Origin of the sequence: Paucibacter sp. TC2R-5 (genome assembly GCF_025717605.1) — a bacterium.
GTDB lineage: Bacteria > Pseudomonadota > Gammaproteobacteria > Burkholderiales > Burkholderiaceae_C > Paucibacter_A > Paucibacter_A albus.
In genome coordinates, this window is the sequence record NZ_JAJIRQ010000001.1 from 277,129 (window position 1) to 292,985 (window position 15,857).

Consider the following 15,857-nt stretch of genomic DNA (forward strand, 5'->3'; position numbering starts at 1 on the left):
AGTCCGTTTGAATTGAGCGGCCGCCCTCATTTGCTCAACAAGCGCATCGCGCCTTCGAGCCCGCTGAGCGAGAGGGGAAACATCCGTTGATGCATCAGTTGCTGAATCAAGGCGACGCTTTGGCGGTATTGCCAAACGCCTTGTGGCTCGGGGTTGATCCATGCGTAATTGGGGAAACCGTGGGTCAGCCGCTGCAGCCATTCGGCGCCGGCTTCTTCGTTGTTGTATTCGACGCTGCCGCCGGGCTGCAAGATCTCGTAAGGGCTCATCGTCGCGTCGCCGACAAAGATCAGCTTGTAATCCTTGTTGTACTTGCGGATCAGGTCCCAGGTGGCGGTCTTCTCGGCAAAGCGGCGCCGGTTGTTCTTCCACACAAAGTCATAGACGCAGTTGTGGAAGTAGAAAAACTCCAGGTGCTTGAACTGCGTCTTGGCGGCCGAAAACAACTCCTCGACCCGGTGCACATGCTCATCCATGGTGCCGCCCACATCCATTAAAAGCAGCACCTTGACCTTGTTGTGGCGCTCGGGCTGCATGCGGATGTCCAGATAACCGGCATTGGCGGCAGTCTTGTGGATGGTGTCATCCAAGTCCAGCTCCAGCTCCGCGCCCTCACGGGCGAATTTGCGCAAGCGCCGCAACGCGACCTGGATATTGCGCGTGCCGAGTTCGAGCTGGTCGTCATAGTCCTTGTAGGCGCGCTGCTCCCAGACCTTGACCGCACTTTTGTTCTTGCTCGCTCCGCCTATGCGTATGCCTTGGGGGTTATAGCCGCTGTGGCCAAAGGGGCTGGTGCCGCCTGTGCCAATCCATTTGCTGCCGCCTTCGTGGCGCTCTTTCTGCTCTTCGAAGCGTTTTTTGAGCGTCTCCATCAGCTCGTCCCAGCCCATCGCCTCAACGGCAGCCTTTTGCTCCGGCGTCAGCTCCAACTGCAGATGCTGGCGCAGCCACTCCAGCGGCACATCTTTGCTGAAGTCGGTCAGCAGCTCCACGCCCTTGAAATAGGCGCCAAAAGCGCGGTCGAACTTATCGAACAAGGCCTCGTTCTTGACCAGCGTGGTGCGGGCCAAATAGTAGAAGTCATCAATCGATGCAGCGCCCTCGGCCCCGATCACGCCGGCCTTGAGGCCTTCGAGCAGGCTCAAAAACTCCCGCACCGAAACGGGTAGCTTGGCAGCGCGCAGGGTGTAGAAGAACTTGATCAGCATGACAGCCCTGTGAGGGACAAAGCGGCGAAAAGGAGCCAGGGGTTGGATTATCTACTGGCCTTAAATATGCGGCTTTGTTCCTTGGCCTGGATTGGATGCTTTGCGCGGCCGGGCCAAAGCGATGTCGTCTCGCCGAGCAATGCAGTCCTTTTCTAGGCTGAGAAGGCTTGGCTTTGCCAAGCTACCCTCGGGATTTCTTGAGGGGCGTGCAGAAATACTTCAGTTTCGTGATTCATTGCCGATACGCCAGGGTGAATGCGCGGATGTCGTGTCGCCTTTGGAGCCTTTGATGAAGCACTTCGACGAATTGGCCTTGAACCCCACACCCGCGCCCGAGGTCAGCGCAGCCCTCCACGGAATGCCCGGCTCGGTCCGACCCGCATTCAGAAATGAAAGCAGAATGCAGCGCACAGCGCTTCAACCCCGAGTACCCAATAGATTGCGGAACCTCGTTGTTTGCTTGAGTGCTTGCTTCGGGGTGAGCTTTCTGAGCGCGCAAGCTGCCCGGGCGGCCCAACTGCCCACTGGCGCTCAAGTGGTGGCCGGTCAGGCGCAGATCAGTGCTCAAGGCAATGTGCTGACCGTGCAGCAAAACAGTGCCTTGCTGGCGACCGACTGGCGCAGCTTCAGTATCGGCGCTGGCCACACCGTCAACTTCGTCCAACCCTCCAGCACTTCCGTGGCCTTGAACCGGGTGGTGGGCAACGAGGTCTCGCGCATCCAAGGGGCTTTGAATGCCAATGGGCAAGTCTTTTTGCTCAACCCCAACGGTGTGTTGTTCACGCCAACGGCGCAGGTCAATGTAGGCGCCTTGGTCGCGAGCACTCTCAGGTTGGACAACCAGGACTTCCTCGCCGGCCGCTACCGTTTCAGCGGTGACAGCGGCAACGCCATCATCAATCAAGGGCAGATCACCGCCGCTTCGGGTGGCGCCGTTGCCTTGATCGCGGCCAAGATCAGCAATAGCGGCAGCATCTTTGCGCCCGCCGGGCAGGTGCTGATGGGCGCCGGCTCAAAAGTCGTTTTGGACTTGGGCGGCCCGGTCAAATTGAAAGTCGATGCGGCCGCGATCGATGCTTTGATCGAGCAAGGCGGGGCCATCAAGGCAGATGGTGGTCTGGTGTATCTCAGCGCCAAGGCCGCTGGCAGCCTGGCCAGCACGGTGATCAACCACACCGGCGTGACCGAGGCGCAAACGCTGGCCTCCGGTGAAAAGGGCGAAATCTTCTTGATGGGCGGGATGGGCAACGACCGCATCGTGGTGGGCGGGCGACTCGATGCCAGTGGGCCGCAGGGTGGCGGTGGCGGTTTTGTAGAAACCAGCGCGGCGCTGGTCGATTTCCACCCTGGCCGTGTTGTCACAACGCTCAGCGCCGATGGACGCAATGGCACTTGGCTGATCGATCCGAACGATTACACGATTGCGGCCAGTGGCGGCAATATCAGCGGCAGCCAACTCGGCACCGACCTGGCCAGCAGCAACGTCACCATCTCCACTGCCACCCAAGGCACGACGGGTGGCAATGGCGATATTCATGTCAATGATGCGGTGACTTGGGCTGCAAATAAGCTGACGCTGACGGCCGAGCGCAATATCAATGTCAACTCGGACCTCAACGCCACCGGCACGGGTAGCCTGGCCTTTGTGTACGGCCAAGCCAGCAGCAACGGTAGCGGCGCTGGGTACAGTGTGGCCAACGGCGTCAAGGTCCTGATTCCCAATGCCGCTGCTTTCACCTGGAAGAAAGGCAGCACCGGCGCCACCAAAAACTTGGTGCTGGACAACGGGCTCTTGCGCTTCGGCAATGGCACGCAGGACTCCATCGACCCCAGCGGGCAGTTGAGGCAGCCCTTCTACTTCGACAACGTCACCACCGGCCGCAACGGCTGGTACAAGATGACGATCAGCAGCAACCCCTTGGATCTGGCCGTGGGGGTCGGGGGCGATGGCAGCAATAGCTGGAATTACAACGGTACGGTCAAGACCACCCAGGACACCTTCACCGCTGCTTTGAGCAACAAGTCCGTCAATATTGCTGGCTACCATGAGGGCGTCGGCACCATCATCAGCAGCGCCACCCTGAACATGGGCGGCGGGCAACTGATCCGTGTGCAAAACAGTTTCGAACTGTTGGCGGGCAATAGCTACTCCAAGACGGACACCCAGCTGACCAATTTGGGCTCCAGCGCGCTGAGCAATCTGCGACTGTGGATCGGAACCCGCGATGACTGGGTTGGGCAGGGCGATGCCAGCTACAAATCCAAAGGCAATATCGTCAACAACACCTTCGTCAGCCTGCCGACCCAGAACACAGCGTCTAATGCGCTGAAGGTCACTGAAAACAACGACGGCAGCACCGGTGGTGCGGTCTTGTTCTATTCGACATCAGACGGCGTGGACATGGCACATGCCTCTTGCTGCAGCTTCTCCAACTCCACTAACAAAGATCCCCGGACCTCGCAGATCAATAGCGCCCAGGTCGATGGCTCGTACGCGATGTTCAAGCGCCTCTCCGATTTGGCCAGCGGCCAGTCCGGCGGCTTCGTCTGGTACTACGCTGGCGCGCCCGTCAGCTTGATCAACAACGCCATCAGCTCGGTTGGCCAAGCAGCTGGTGGGGGCAGCACTCCGATCTATCTGCGCCTGAATCCAGGCAGCAGCATTTATGGCGCTCGGCCCAGCTTCAGCTATTCGCTGTTCGACGCCATCTCGGGTGGCAATCTGATCTCAGACGCTTCGGCCTCCGGCACGGCCGTCTGGACAGGCGCCCCCAGCAGCACATCCAATGCCGGCACTTACAGTTTGAGCTATGCCAGCGGAGTCAGCTTGGGCAACACAGCCTACTCGTTGAGTGCGGGTGCCGCGGCCAATTGGAGCATCACCCCGCGTACGCTGAACCTGAGCGTCAGCAAGACCTATGACGGCAATAACTCGATGGTCTCGGGCTTTGCGCTGACCGGCATGGTCAATGGCGACGCCAGCCCGACCGTGACCGGCACGGCGGCGGTGGCCAGCAAGAACGTCGGCGCTTATTCGGCCTTTGTTAGCAGCAGTTTGGCTTTATCCAATAGCAACTACAGCTTGAGTGGCGGCACGGTGTCGGCCAGCATCGCTGCCAAGCCTTTGACAGCCAGCTACACGGCCAGCAACAAGGTCTATGACGGCAGTGCCTCGGCTGTTGTGGTGGCCAGTTCGGCAGATCTGATTGCCAATGACATGCTGAGCATCGCCCACAGCAACGCCAATTTCGTGAATAGCAGCGCGGGCAATGCCAAAACGGTGACGATCGGAGGCATCAGCCTGAGTGGCGCCGACGCCGCCAACTACAGTTTGCAAAACACCAGCGCCTCTGCCAGCGCCAATATCAGCCCGCGCCCCATCACCGTGACGGCGGATACCAAGAGCAAGGTCTACGGCAATGCCGACCCTGCTCTCAGTTATGCCGTGACGGCCGGCAACCTGGTCGGAGACGACAGCTTGGTCGGCGCCTTAAGCCGCTCGCCAGGCAGCAATGTCGGCAACTACGCCATCGACGCATCAGGCCTGGCCAATGGCAACTACCTGATCACGGCGCAAAACGGCGTGTTGAGCATCGCGCCGCGGCCAATCACCGTGACGGCGGATGCCAAGACCAAGATCTACGGCAATGCCGACCCGGCTCTCAGTTATGCCGTGACGGCTGGCAACTTGCTCGGTGACGACAGCTTGGCCGGCGCCTTAAGCCGCTCGCCAGGCAGCAGTGTCGGCAACTACACCATCGACGCATCAAGCCTGGTCAATGGCAACTACCTCATCACGACGCAAAACGGCGTGTTGAGCATCACGCCGCGGCCCATCACCGTAACGGCGGATGCCAAGAGCAAGGTCTACGGCAATGCCGAACCGACTCTCAGTTATGCCGTGACGGCCGGCAATCTGGTGGGTGACGACAGCTTGGTTGGTGCGCTGAGCCGCTCGCCTGGCGGCATCGTCGGCAACTACACCATCGACGCATCAAGCCTCGCCAATGGCAACTACTTGATCACGGCGCAAAACGGTGTGCTGAGCATCACGCCACGGCCCATCACCGTAGCGGCGGATGCCAAGAGCAAAACCTACGGCGAGGCCGACCCCGCCCTCAGCTACCAAATCAGCAGCGGCAGCATGGTCAGTGGCGACAAACTCGACGGTGCGCTATCTCGCGCCTCCGGCGAGAGCATTGGCAGCCATGCCATCAGCGCTCAGGCCTTGAGCAATAGCAACTACGCCATCACCGCGGTCGATTCGAACCTGGTCATTGCACCGGCCGTCAATGCGAATGTGATTGCCGGCAATAGCCCATCGGCCACCAACGTCATTTCGATGCCGCCGGCGCTGACGGTGCCGAATTTTGGCGGCGGCGCGTTCACGCTGATCGATGTGCCAGCCGCCCCGGCGGCAAACGCTGGCGGAGATTCAAGTGGCCCGACCGCCCGCAGCGCCGGCACAACGCCTCCCATCGCTGACAACTCGGCTTTGACCGGCTCGGCCGGCAGCTTGCGCATGTTGGTTGTCGGCGGCGGCATCAAACTGCCTGAGCTACGCACGACACCAGCGAACAATCAAGAAGGCGGGAAAGAACAATGAGAAAAGACATCAAGGCTCTCACCATGAGCAGTTCTGACGCACGCGGCTTGCAAATCGTGCGCTTGGCCAGCTTGGCCTTGATCGCGGGCATGGCCGGCAATCAAGCCCGCGCACAGACACCACCCGATGCAGGGCAACTTTCACAAGAGCTCAGGCGCCTGCCGGAACCGCAGCGCCAGGCTCCAAAGCTGACCATGCCAAGTCCCAGCACCGACCTGGTGCTACCCGGCGGCAGGCAGGTGCTGATCAGCAGCGTTCAGCTGAGTGGCAACACGGTGATCGACAGTGCCACTCTGGAGGAACTGTTGGCAGATGCTGCAGGTAAAAAGCTCGACTTGGCCGGCCTGCGCGAATTGGCCGACCGGGTCGGCGCCCTCTATCAGCAGCGTGGCTTTCTATTTGCTCGCGCCTATTTGCCGCCGCAAGAATTGAGCGATGGCGTCTTGCGCATTCAGGTGCTGGAGGGCGAGTACGGGCAGGTTCGGGCCGTGAGCACAGATCCCGCTTGGGCGGCCCAGGCCGAGCAGTTCTTGAGCGTGCTCCAGCCCGGCGCCGTCATCTCAAGCGCAGCGCTGGAGCGGGCAACCTTGATTCTGGGTGATCAGCCGGGGGTGCGCGTCGTCCCCATGATGCAGCCAGGCAGCAAGGTCGGCAGCGGGGACTTGGAAGTTGAAGTCACGCCGGCGCAAACCTGGGTGGGCAGCGTCGGGGCAGACAATCACGGCAACCGCTACAGCGGCCGCAACCGACTGCAATTCAATCTCGACTGGAACAGCCCCCTGCGCTTGGGCGACCAGATCAGCCTGCGCAGCCTCGTCAGTGACGAAAAGTTGTGGCTTGGCAGTTTGGCCTACAACACGCCTTTGGGCAGCCAAGGGCTGCGCGGCAGCGTCAGCTATGCCCATACGGACTATCAGTTAGGCAAAGAATTTGCCAGTGCCAATGCCACCGGCACCGCCAAGGTCAGCAATCTGGGCTTGAGCTACCCTTTGCTGCGCACGAACAATGCCAATCTGAAGGCATCGGCGGGCTATCAGCACAAGCGCTTGCAAGACAACAAGGCGGGCATCAGCGAAGGCAAATCCACCGATGCCTTGGTGCTGGGTTTTGACTTTGATCGCCGTGACGGTCTGGGCTATGGCGGCATCAGCTTTGGCAATCTCAGCATGACCCCAGGCAGGCTCAAATTTGGCGGCCCCCAATATCCGCAGGACGAAAACCAAACCCTGGGCCGCTTCACAAAGATCAATCTTGACCTCATTCGTCTGCAAAACCTGAGCGCTTCGGGCCTGAGTTTCTATGGCCGCATCAGCGCCCAAATGACGGACAAGAATCTCGATTCGAGCGAGCGCATCACTCTCGGCGGTGCCAGTGGGGTGCGCAGCTTTCCCAATGGCGAAGCCACGGGAGATCAAGGCTGGATGACCCAAATGGAGTTGCGCTACCCGCTTGGCGGCTTCGTCCCCTATGTCTTGTATGACTTGGGCAAGGTCCAGATCAACAAGACGCCCACACCACAAACGGCCATCAACAACCGCACACTCAGCGGAGCCGGACTGGGCGTCAGGGCGCAAATCAAGGACTTGGAGCTGGACGCGGCGCTGGCTTGGCGGGGCAAGGGCGGCGCACCGCAAGCCGACACCAGCTCGAACAAGCAGCCGCTTGTCTGGGTCAGCGTGATTTATCGGATTTAGCCACCCGCTTGCTTGTCGAATTGCGCTAGCTTGGTGTCGCTTTGCCGGGACATGCTGGTCATGGCGTTTGCAACATTCGCGCGACCTTGGCTCGAGCCGTGCCACTCGGCACGGCTTCAAGCGAGCCTTAGTTTTTTGGCGCTGTGGCCTTTGCCGCTTTGGCTGGATGGCGCTTCAACCAATCAAAAAACTCGCCGTACCAGAGCTTGCTGTTCTGGGGCTTCAGCACCCAATGGTTTTCGTCCGGGAACCACAGCAGGCGCGCGTCGACGCCGCGCGCCTTGAGCGTGTTGTAGTAGGCCAGGCCCTGCGCGTCGGGCACGCGGTAGTCCAGCGCACCGTGGATGACCAGCGTGGGCGTGTGCATATGCTGGGCGAAGTTGACCGGGCTTTGGGCGGCGATTTTGGCCGGGTCGACCCAGTAGTTGGCGCCCAGCTCTTTGACATGCCAGGTGTAGCAATCGTCGGCATACATGGCTTGCCAGTCGAAGCAGCCGGCGTGGCAGATATAGGCTTGGTAACGCCCAGGCTCCACATGCCCGTTCATCCATGCAACCATAAAGCCGCCGTAGCTGCCGCCGGTGGCGTAAACGCGGCCTTTGTCGGCCCAAGGCTTCTTCAAGATCCAATCGGTGCCCGCCTCGATGTCTTGCAACTCCAGCTCGCCCCAGCGGTGCGTGATCGAGTCGAGAAATGCGTGACCGAAGCTGGAACTGCCGTGGTAATTAACGGCGGCGACCACATAACCCTCGGCGGCGAATAACTGATGGTTCCAGCGCCAATGCCAACTGTCGCCCATGGCGGTGTGCGGGCCGCCGTGGATCAGATGCATGACCGGGTATTTCTTTTTGGCCTCGAAGCCGGGCGGGAAGGCCAGCCACATCTGCACCTGCTCGCCCTGCGCGCCGGCGTAGAAGACTTCTTCGATCTTGGAGAATTTGTGCGCCGCCAGCAAGTCGATGTTGAAGGACTCGATGCGCTGCGCTTTCTTCTCTTCATCCAACACGGACAAGCGCGGAGGGAAGTGAATGCTGTCGTGGTTGACGACGATCACGCCCGCGGCGGCCGCGAAGCTTGTTGCGTGGCCGCCTTCGAACTCGATAGCGACGGAGGCGGCAGGCAGGTCGAAGCGCCAGAGGTGGCGACGGCCGGCCTGCTCGGCGCAGAACAGCAGCGACAAATCATCTTCGGCCCAATTCAGCGGCGCGGCGACTTCGCGGTCCCAATCGGCCGACACGACCGCCCATTGGCCGTGGGTATCCAGCACGGCCAGCTGCGCCGGCATCGTGTGCTTGAGCCCTTGGTTGCTGGCTAAAAAGGCGAGATGCTGGCCGCCGTGGCTATAGCGTGGCGCACCAAAGTCCCAGGCGGCGTCTTGCAAGAGGGTGCGAAATTCGCCTGGCTTGCCGCCTGATTTCAGCGTTATCTCGGCCAGCGCAAAGCAATTGCCGACCTTCTTCTCGGGCGCCGGATCAAAGGCAAATACGATGCTGCGGCCATCGGGGGCGATGTCGAAGCATTCGCTGCCTGCGTCGGCGCGGCTGAGCTCAAAGCTGCTGCCCTCGAACAGGTCCTGGGTTTTGCCGGTTTTGACGTCGATGACATGCAAATGCGCGACCCGGCCCATCGGGATGCTGTGATCCCAGTAGCGGTAAAACGCTTCGCTGGTGACATAGCCGGTTTGCTTGCGCGCCTTGAAATCTTTGTGCGCCTTGGCCTGTGCTTTGGCGCCTTTGAGCTCGGGCCAAACCCAGGAGATAAAGGCAATGCGCCGCCCGTCTGGGAACCATTTGAAGGCCTCTACGCCGGTGGCGACCTGACCCAAGCGGCGCGCTTCGCCGCCATCGGGTGCGATTAGATAGAGCTGTGGCTCATCGTCCTTGACCCCATCCTGCTCGCGCTTGGCCACGAATGCGATCTGCTTGCCACTCGGGCTCCACTGCGGCGCGCCGTCTTTGTCGCCGGCACTGGTCAAGCGGCGCGGCTCGCCGCCCAGGGTAGACAGCAGATACAGGCTGGAGCGACTCTTGTTCTCTGCCATATCGAACTGCGACAGGCTGGCCACCGCTTGGGCACCATCGGGCGACAGGCTGGGCGCGCCGACCCGCTCGATTTGCCAGAGTAAGTCGACATCAAATTTACGGGTTTTGCTCATGGTGCGTCCGAGCGTAAGAATTTGGCCAAGAGGTGACGAAAGGCCATGCGTCCGACGCCACAGCCCAGCACGATGAAGAGCAGGCCTGTCAACTGCGGCAGCCCCCAGCCGGGTGTGTTGATGAAGTCATAGCCGAAAGCGATGCCGACTTGCCAGCCGGCCAAGGCGCCGAGCACGAAGCCGGCTGCGTCGGCAAGACCTTCGAAAGCGGCGCGTTTGAGGGGTGAGGTCATGGTCAGTTATCGCTGGTGAATGGGCCGCTTGGTTTAGCGGTTATGGCGCTGCATTTGCAGCAGCTTCTCGAACAGGGTCAAGTCTTGCTCGTTTTTGAGTAAGGCCCCGACCAGCGGCGGGATGCTGATTTTTTCGTCCTGGCTTTGCAACGCCGAGACGGGGATGTCCTCGGCCAGGAGCAGCTTCAGCCAGTCCAGCAGCTCCGACGTAGAGGGCTTTTTCTTCAGGCCCGGCAGATTGCGCACCTCGAAGAAGGTCTTCAGTGCGGCCGCAAGCAGTTCCTTCTTGAGGCCGGGGAAATGCACATCCACGATGGCTTGCATCGTCGCCGGGTCAGGGAACTTGATGTAGTGAAAAAAGCAGCGGCGCAAAAACGCGTCGGGTAGTTCTTTTTCGTTGTTGGAGGTGATGAAGACCAAGGGGCGATGTTTGGCCTTGATCAGCTGACGGGTTTCGTAGACATAGAACTCCATCCGGTCGATCTCTCGAAGCAAGTCGTTGGGGAATTCGATGTCGGCCTTGTCGATTTCGTCGATCAAGAGCGCGACCGGTCGATCGGACTCAAAAGCCTGCCAGAGCACGCCTTTGACGATGTAGTTTTCGATGTTCTTGACCTTCTCGGCGCCTTCAATGCCGGAGAGTTGGCTGTCGCGCAAGCGGCTGACGGCGTCGTACTCGTACAGGCCTTGCTGCGCCTTGGTGGTCGATTTGATATGCCATTGCAGCAAGGGCATGCCCAAAGCAGCGGCCACTTCTTCGGCCAGCATGGTCTTGCCGGTGCCGGGTTCGCCCTTGACGAGCAGCGGGCGCTGCAGCGTGGCGGCGGCGTTGACGGCCAACATCAAGTCGGCGGTTGCAACGTATTGGTCCGAACCTGCAAATTTCATGGTTTAAATCAAACAGTAGATTGGGTCGAATGAGTATAGAGGCGGCCTCTATAATGCCGATCGGATTCAGAACACGACACCTGGGACTATGAAAAAACTGCTGCAGATTTCGATCGCCTTGGCCGCTTCCCTTTGCGCGAGCGCCTCCGTTCATGCCCAGGCCCAAGCTCAGGCCCCGGCCGATGCCCAAGCCAAGACTGACGGCAAAGTCTCCGTGCAAACCAAGGTAGCCATGTGCATCGGCTGCCACGGCATTCCTGGTTACCAAGCCAGTTTTCCAGAGATTCACAAGGTGCCAATGATTGCTGGGCAAAATGCGCAGTACATCGTCTCCGCTTTGAATGCCTACAACAAGGGCGAGCGCAAGCACCCCACGATGCGCGGCATCGCTCAGCGCATGAGCGAGCGTGACATGGCTGAAGTCGCCGCTTTTTACGAAAAGCAAGCCGGCGTGGCCGCAGTGCCTGAGGCCGTCATACCGCCGAGCGCGCAAGTAGCCGAGCTGCTGAGCAAGGGCGCCTGCGCGTCTTGCCACGGTGCTAACTTCAGCAAGCCTATCGACGGCGCTTACCCGAAGCTGGCTGGTCAGCATGCTGACTATCTGTATGTGGCCCTGAAGTCCTATCAGGTCGAAGGCAAGGCAGTGTATGGTCGCGGCAACGCCATCATGGCGGGCCAAGTCAAGCAATTCAGCCATGCCGAGTTGAAGGCCATGGCCAATTACCTGGCTTCTTTACCGAGCGAACTGCGCACCGTGCCGCAGAACAAGTTCCGCTGAATCAAGTGAGCTCAAACTCCTTTTGGCCCGCCGACTGCGCAGGGCCAAAACGCAAAGAAGTCGCCTAAATGGCGGCTTTTTTTATGCATATTGCCAAGTGCAAAATGCCGCGAAGGGCAGATACTCAAGCGTTGACTCCTCAATGAGTCGTTTGGGCCAGAGATGCTAAAAAAGATACCCACCCAGCAGGTCGAGTTGGGCATGTTTCTCCAGTCGATGGAGGGCTCCTGGCTATCGCATCCTTTTTGGAAGACGAAGTTTGTGTTGCGGGACCAGGCCGATTTGGATGCCTTGCTGAGGAGCGGCGTGCCGGCGGTATGGATCGATGTCAGCAAGGGGACGGATCTGCTCGCTGAGCCGGGCTCGCCTGAGCCGGCTGCAGCAGCGGTCTCTGCGCCGGCGGACTTATCCGCAGAGCAGGTGCCAGAGCCCGAGCCAGAGCCCCAGCCGCCCGGCCCTCCAACGATAGTCGCGCCCAAGCAGCAAGCGCGGCCGGCTCGCGCCAGCATGGGCGCGGAGATGGAGCAGGCCACGCAGGTGATGAACCGCTCGCGCGAGCAGATCACGGCCCTGTTCGGCGAGGCGCGCATGGGCAACGCGATCAATAGCGAGGAATGCCAGCCCTTGGTGGTGGAGATTGCCGATTCGGTCGCTCGCAACCCTTCGGCCTTGATCAGCTTGGCTCGGCTCAAGACCAAGGACGACTACACCTATATGCACTCGGTTGCCGTTTGCGCCTTGATGGTGTCCTTGAGTCGGCAACTCGGCTTGGACGAGGATCAGGCCCGTGAGGCGGGCATGGCAGGCCTCTTGCATGACATTGGCAAGATGGCCATGCCGCTGGAAATTTTGAACAAGACCGGAGCTTTGAGTGACGCCGAGTTCACCGTGATTCGCTCGCACCCGGTGCGGGGCTATCAAATGCTCAAGGAGAGCGGCGGTGTGTCCGCCGCAGCGCTTGATGTCTGCTTGCACCATCATGAAAAGATGGACGGCACCGGTTACCCGCAAAAACTCAAGGGCGAGCAGATCAGCTTGCTGGCGCGCATGGGTTCGGTCTGCGATGTCTATGACGCGATCACCTCGACCCGGCCCTATAAGGCGGCCTGGGACCCGGCCGGGTCGATCCAGCGCATGGCGCAATGGACGGGGCAGTTTGATCCTGTGGTGTTCAAGGCTTTCGTGATGTGCGTGGGTATCTACCCGGTCGGCAGTTTGGTCAAGCTGGAGTCGGGCCGGCTGGCGGTGGTGCTGGATTTGAACTCTCAGAACTTGGCCGCACCCGTGGTGCGCGTGTTCTATTCCACGCGCTCCAAGCTGCCCATCTCGGTGCAAACGCTTGATCTTTCCGATGCGGCCGTGAGTGACCGGGTCATCGGGCGCGAGTCCCCGCAGGACTGGGGCTTTACGCATCTGGACGAGATTTGGCGCAAGGCTTGACATAGCGCCACCGCCTCCCATAGGTTTACCCCGAGCCCCTTGCCTGTGCAGCCTGCCTAAACTCAGCGCAGCACACATCGGCGGGAGATATCGGAAATGTTGAAAAAAATAGCGGCACTTGTTCTGCTGTCTGCGGTTCAGCTGAGCCCTGCCCAGGCGCAGACTTTGCGTTGGGCCAGCCAGGGTGACCCGCAGACCATGGACCCGCATTCGCAAAACGAAAGCATGACCAATATGGTCAACGGTCAGGTCTATGAGCGTCTGACCCGGCGTGACCGCAAACTGAATATCGCGCCCGGTCTGGCCACCGAATGGACGCAAGTCTCACCCCTGTTGTGGCGCTTCAAGCTGCGCCCGGGCGTCAAGTTCCATGACGGTCGGCCCTTTACGGCCGACGATGTGGTGTTTTCAATTCAGCGCGCCAAAGCGCCGACCTCGCAGCTGTCTGTTTACGCCAATGCTGTCGGCACCGCGCGCAAGGTTGATGAGCTGACGGTCGAGTTTCAGTTGAGCAGCTACAACCCCATCTTCTTGCAACATTTGGACCTGCTCTGGATCATGAGCAAGCCCTGGGCCGAGGCCAACAGAGCCGTGCGGCCGCTGGACTTCAAGAACAAGGAGGAAAGCTTCACCAGCATGAACGCCAATGGCACCGGACCTTATCAACTGCTAACGCGCCAACCCGGCGTCAAAACGGTCTACAAGCGCAACCCGGCTTGGTGGGGCAAGTTTGAGGGCAATGTGCAGGAGGTGGTGTTCACGCCGATCAGTAACGACGCGACAAGGCTGGCGGCGCTCGTCTCGGGCGAGATCGATTTCGTGCTCGACCCGGCGCCCCGCGATGTGCCGCGACTGCGCAATACCAGCGGTGTCAAGGTGATCGACGGCCCCGAAAACCGCATCATCTTCATCGGCATGGATCAGGCCCGAGACAAGCTGCTTTACGCCAATGTGGCCGGGGATAAAAACCCGTTCAAAGATGTCCGGGTGCGCAAGGCGCTTTACCAGGCGGTCGATGTGGAGGCGATGCGCATCAAGCTGATGAATGGCTTGAGCCAACCGACCGGCAGCCCAACGCCTTCGGCGGCGGCGAGTTTCAATGATGCGACGCTGGAAGCACGCTACCCCTTTGACATCGCTGCTGCGCGCAAGCTGATGGCGGACGCCGGCTACCCGGAAGGCTTCGAAGTCACGCTTGATTGCCCGAACAATCGATACATCAATGATGAAGAAATCTGCCAGGCCTTGGCGGCGATGTGGGCGCAACTCAAGGTCAAGGTGCGCGTTTCGGCGATGCCGCGTGTGACCTTCTTCCCCAAGCTAGAGAAGCTCGATACCAGCTTGTTCCTTTATGGCTGGGGTGGCGCCATCAATGACGCCGAGTCCATCATGACACCGGTGTTCCGCAACCGCGGCGAGAAAGGCGTCGGCCTGTACAACTATGGCAATGTGCATAACGACAAGTTCGACGCATTGGCGGCTCAGTCATCGGTAGAGGCCGATGTGGCCAAGCGCGAGCAGTTGATCAAGGCCGCGCTGACCGAATACAAAGAGCAATTCCATGTGCTGCCCCTGCACCGGCAGATGATCCCCTGGGCCGCTCGCAGCAATGTCAATATGGTGCACCGGGCCGACAACTGGCTTGAGTTGGCGTGGGTGACGGTGGGGAATTGAAGCCCCAAGGCCGCTAGAAACAACAAAGCCCAGTCTTTCGAACTGGGCTTTGTTTTGTTTTTTGGTGCCGGAGAGATGAATCGAACACCCGACCTTCTCATTACGAATGAGCTGCTCTACCGACTGAGCTACACCGGCATCAAGCCCAAGATTCTAACCTCGGTTCTGGTCAGCTTCCAGGTGATAGGCGGTGACGCGCTCGACTTCTTTCTTGGAACCCAGCACCACGGCAACGCGCTCATGCAACTGCGTTGGCTGCAGGTCCATGATGCGCTGGCGGGCGTTGGTGGCCGCACCGCCGGCTTGCTCTACCAGGAAGGCCATCGGGTTGGCTTCGTACATCAGGCGCAGCTTGCCGGCCTTGTTCGGCTCGCGCTTGTCCCAAGGGTAGAGGAACACGCCACCACGCGTCAGGATGCGGTGCACGTCGGCCACCATGGAGGCGATCCAACGCATATTGAAGTCTTTGGCGCGTGGGCCTGTGCTGCCAGCCAGGGTTTCGTCGATGTAACGGCTTACCGGCGCGTCCCAGTGGCGCATATTCGACATATTGATGGCGAATTCCTTGGTGTCCTCGGGGATCTTGACGTCTTCGCTGGTCAGCACGAAGGAGCCTTGCTCGCGGTCTAGCGTGAACATCGCCACACCTTGACCGAAGGTCAAGACCAGCGTGGTCTGCGGGCCGTAGACGCAGTAGCCGGCTGCCACCTGCGCGGTGCCGGGCTGCAGGAAGTCGTCTTCCGATACGCCTTTGCCGCCTTCGACCTTCTTCATCACCGAGAAGATCGTGCCGATGGAGACATTGACGTCGATATTGCTGGATCCGTCCAGCGGGTCGAACATCAGCAGGTATTCGCCCTGCGGATAACGGTTGGGCACGATGTGAATGCCTTCCATTTCCTCGGAAGCCATCGCCGCCAGATGGCCGCCCCATTCGTTCGCCTCGATCAAGACCTCGTTGGCGATGATGTCGAGCTTTTTCTGGATCTCGCCCTGCACATTCTCGCTGCCCGCCGTGCCCAGCACCTCGCCCAAAGCGCCCTTGGTGACGCTGATGGAGATGCGCTTGCAGGCGCGCGCCACCACCTCGATCAAGAGCCGCAGCTCTTGGGGAATTTGGCCATGTTGGCGCTGCTGTTCGATCAGGTATTGGGTCAGGCTGATGCGTCGGGTCATGATGA

At 60.1% G+C, this 15,857-nt stretch carries 10 protein-coding genes and 1 tRNA gene; 5 read left to right on the forward strand and 6 right to left on the reverse strand.

Going from position 1 to position 15,857, the window contains the following annotated elements; genetic code table 11:
- Nucleotides 1-26 precede the first annotated feature (26 nt).
- Nucleotides 27-1,208 (reverse strand): vWA domain-containing protein, encoded by a 1,182-nt coding sequence (locus tag LNV08_RS01160; RefSeq protein ID WP_263531820.1) that lies wholly within the window; start codon nucleotides 1,206-1,208, stop codon nucleotides 27-29.
- Between the two features lie 478 nt (nucleotides 1,209-1,686).
- Between LNV08_RS01160 and LNV08_RS01165 the strand changes: the two genes are divergently transcribed.
- Together LNV08_RS01165 and LNV08_RS01170 are read left to right on the forward strand one after the other, a co-directional pair.
- Complete coding sequence (locus LNV08_RS01165) at nucleotides 1,687-5,814, forward strand: MBG domain-containing protein (protein ID WP_263531821.1); 4,128 nt, start codon at nucleotides 1,687-1,689, stop codon at nucleotides 5,812-5,814.
- Nucleotides 5,815-5,837: 23 nt separating this feature from the next.
- On the forward strand, nucleotides 5,838-7,508 hold the full coding sequence (locus tag LNV08_RS01170; RefSeq protein WP_263531822.1) for a ShlB/FhaC/HecB family hemolysin secretion/activation protein: 1,671 nt from the start codon (nucleotides 5,838-5,840) through the stop codon (nucleotides 7,506-7,508).
- A gap of 127 nt (nucleotides 7,509-7,635) precedes the next feature.
- On the opposite strand, the gene LNV08_RS01175 is transcribed toward LNV08_RS01170, so the two are convergent.
- The 3 genes from LNV08_RS01175 to LNV08_RS01185 are packed head-to-tail and all read right to left on the reverse strand — an operon-like array spanning nucleotide 7,636 to nucleotide 10,784.
- Nucleotides 7,636-9,663: a S9 family peptidase gene (locus tag LNV08_RS01175; protein WP_263531823.1), complete on the reverse strand. Its 2,028-nt coding sequence runs from the start codon at nucleotides 9,661-9,663 to the stop codon at nucleotides 7,636-7,638.
- Entirely contained in the window at nucleotides 9,660-9,896 is a 237-nt protein-coding gene (locus LNV08_RS01180) for a hypothetical protein (RefSeq protein ID WP_263531824.1), read from the reverse strand. The genes LNV08_RS01175 and LNV08_RS01180 overlap by 4 nt, the downstream gene beginning before the upstream one ends.
- A 33-nt stretch (nucleotides 9,897-9,929) precedes the next feature.
- Nucleotides 9,930-10,784 carry an AAA family ATPase gene (locus LNV08_RS01185; RefSeq protein ID WP_263531825.1) on the reverse strand — a complete coding sequence of 285 codons (855 nt, stop codon included), beginning with the start codon at nucleotides 10,782-10,784 and terminating at the stop codon, nucleotides 9,930-9,932.
- Between the two features lie 88 nt (nucleotides 10,785-10,872).
- Between LNV08_RS01185 and LNV08_RS01190 the strand changes: the two genes are divergently transcribed.
- The 3 genes from LNV08_RS01190 to LNV08_RS01200 all read left to right on the forward strand — a co-directional run bounded on the left by LNV08_RS01190 (nucleotide 10,873) and on the right by LNV08_RS01200 (nucleotide 14,676).
- Nucleotides 10,873-11,562 carry a c-type cytochrome gene (locus LNV08_RS01190; protein ID WP_263531826.1) on the forward strand — a complete coding sequence of 230 codons (690 nt, stop codon included), beginning with the start codon at nucleotides 10,873-10,875 and terminating at the stop codon, nucleotides 11,560-11,562.
- Nucleotides 11,563-11,724: 162 nt separating this feature from the next.
- Nucleotides 11,725-13,002, forward strand: a complete 1,278-nt coding sequence (locus tag LNV08_RS01195) for an HD-GYP domain-containing protein (RefSeq protein ID WP_263531827.1) — start codon at nucleotides 11,725-11,727, stop codon at nucleotides 13,000-13,002.
- Between the two features lie 96 nt (nucleotides 13,003-13,098).
- Nucleotides 13,099-14,676 carry an ABC transporter substrate-binding protein gene (locus tag LNV08_RS01200; RefSeq protein WP_263531828.1) on the forward strand — a complete coding sequence of 526 codons (1,578 nt, stop codon included), beginning with the start codon at nucleotides 13,099-13,101 and terminating at the stop codon, nucleotides 14,674-14,676.
- 62 nt (nucleotides 14,677-14,738) lie between these two features.
- On the opposite strand, the gene LNV08_RS01205 is transcribed toward LNV08_RS01200, so the two are convergent.
- A tRNA-Thr gene (locus LNV08_RS01205) sits at nucleotides 14,739-14,814 on the reverse strand.
- Between the two features lie 15 nt (nucleotides 14,815-14,829).
- The gene (locus tag LNV08_RS01210; RefSeq protein WP_263531829.1) at nucleotides 14,830-15,852 is read right to left on the reverse strand and encodes a class 1 fructose-bisphosphatase; all 1,023 of its coding nucleotides are present in this window, start codon (nucleotides 15,850-15,852) and stop codon (nucleotides 14,830-14,832) included.
- Nucleotides 15,853-15,857: the final 5 nt, after the last annotated feature.

Coding starts and splice junctions, on each gene's coding strand:
- LNV08_RS01160 (WP_263531820.1), bottom strand. CDS start 1,208: ATGCTGATCAAGTTCTTCTACACCCTGCGCGCTGCCAAGCTACCCGTT.
- LNV08_RS01170 (WP_263531822.1), top strand. CDS start 5,838: ATGAGCAGTTCTGACGCACGCGGCTTGCAAATCGTGCGCTTGGCCAGC.
- LNV08_RS01175 (WP_263531823.1), bottom strand. CDS start 9,663: ATGAGCAAAACCCGTAAATTTGATGTCGACTTACTCTGGCAAATCGAG.
- LNV08_RS01180 (WP_263531824.1), bottom strand. CDS start 9,896: ATGACCTCACCCCTCAAACGCGCCGCTTTCGAAGGTCTTGCCGACGCA.
- LNV08_RS01185 (WP_263531825.1), bottom strand. CDS start 10,784: ATGAAATTTGCAGGTTCGGACCAATACGTTGCAACCGCCGACTTGATG.
- LNV08_RS01190 (WP_263531826.1), top strand. CDS start 10,873: ATGAAAAAACTGCTGCAGATTTCGATCGCCTTGGCCGCTTCCCTTTGC.
- LNV08_RS01195 (WP_263531827.1), top strand. CDS start 11,725: ATGCTAAAAAAGATACCCACCCAGCAGGTCGAGTTGGGCATGTTTCTC.
- LNV08_RS01200 (WP_263531828.1), top strand. CDS start 13,099: ATGTTGAAAAAAATAGCGGCACTTGTTCTGCTGTCTGCGGTTCAGCTG.
- LNV08_RS01210 (WP_263531829.1), bottom strand. CDS start 15,852: ATGACCCGACGCATCAGCCTGACCCAATACCTGATCGAACAGCAGCGC.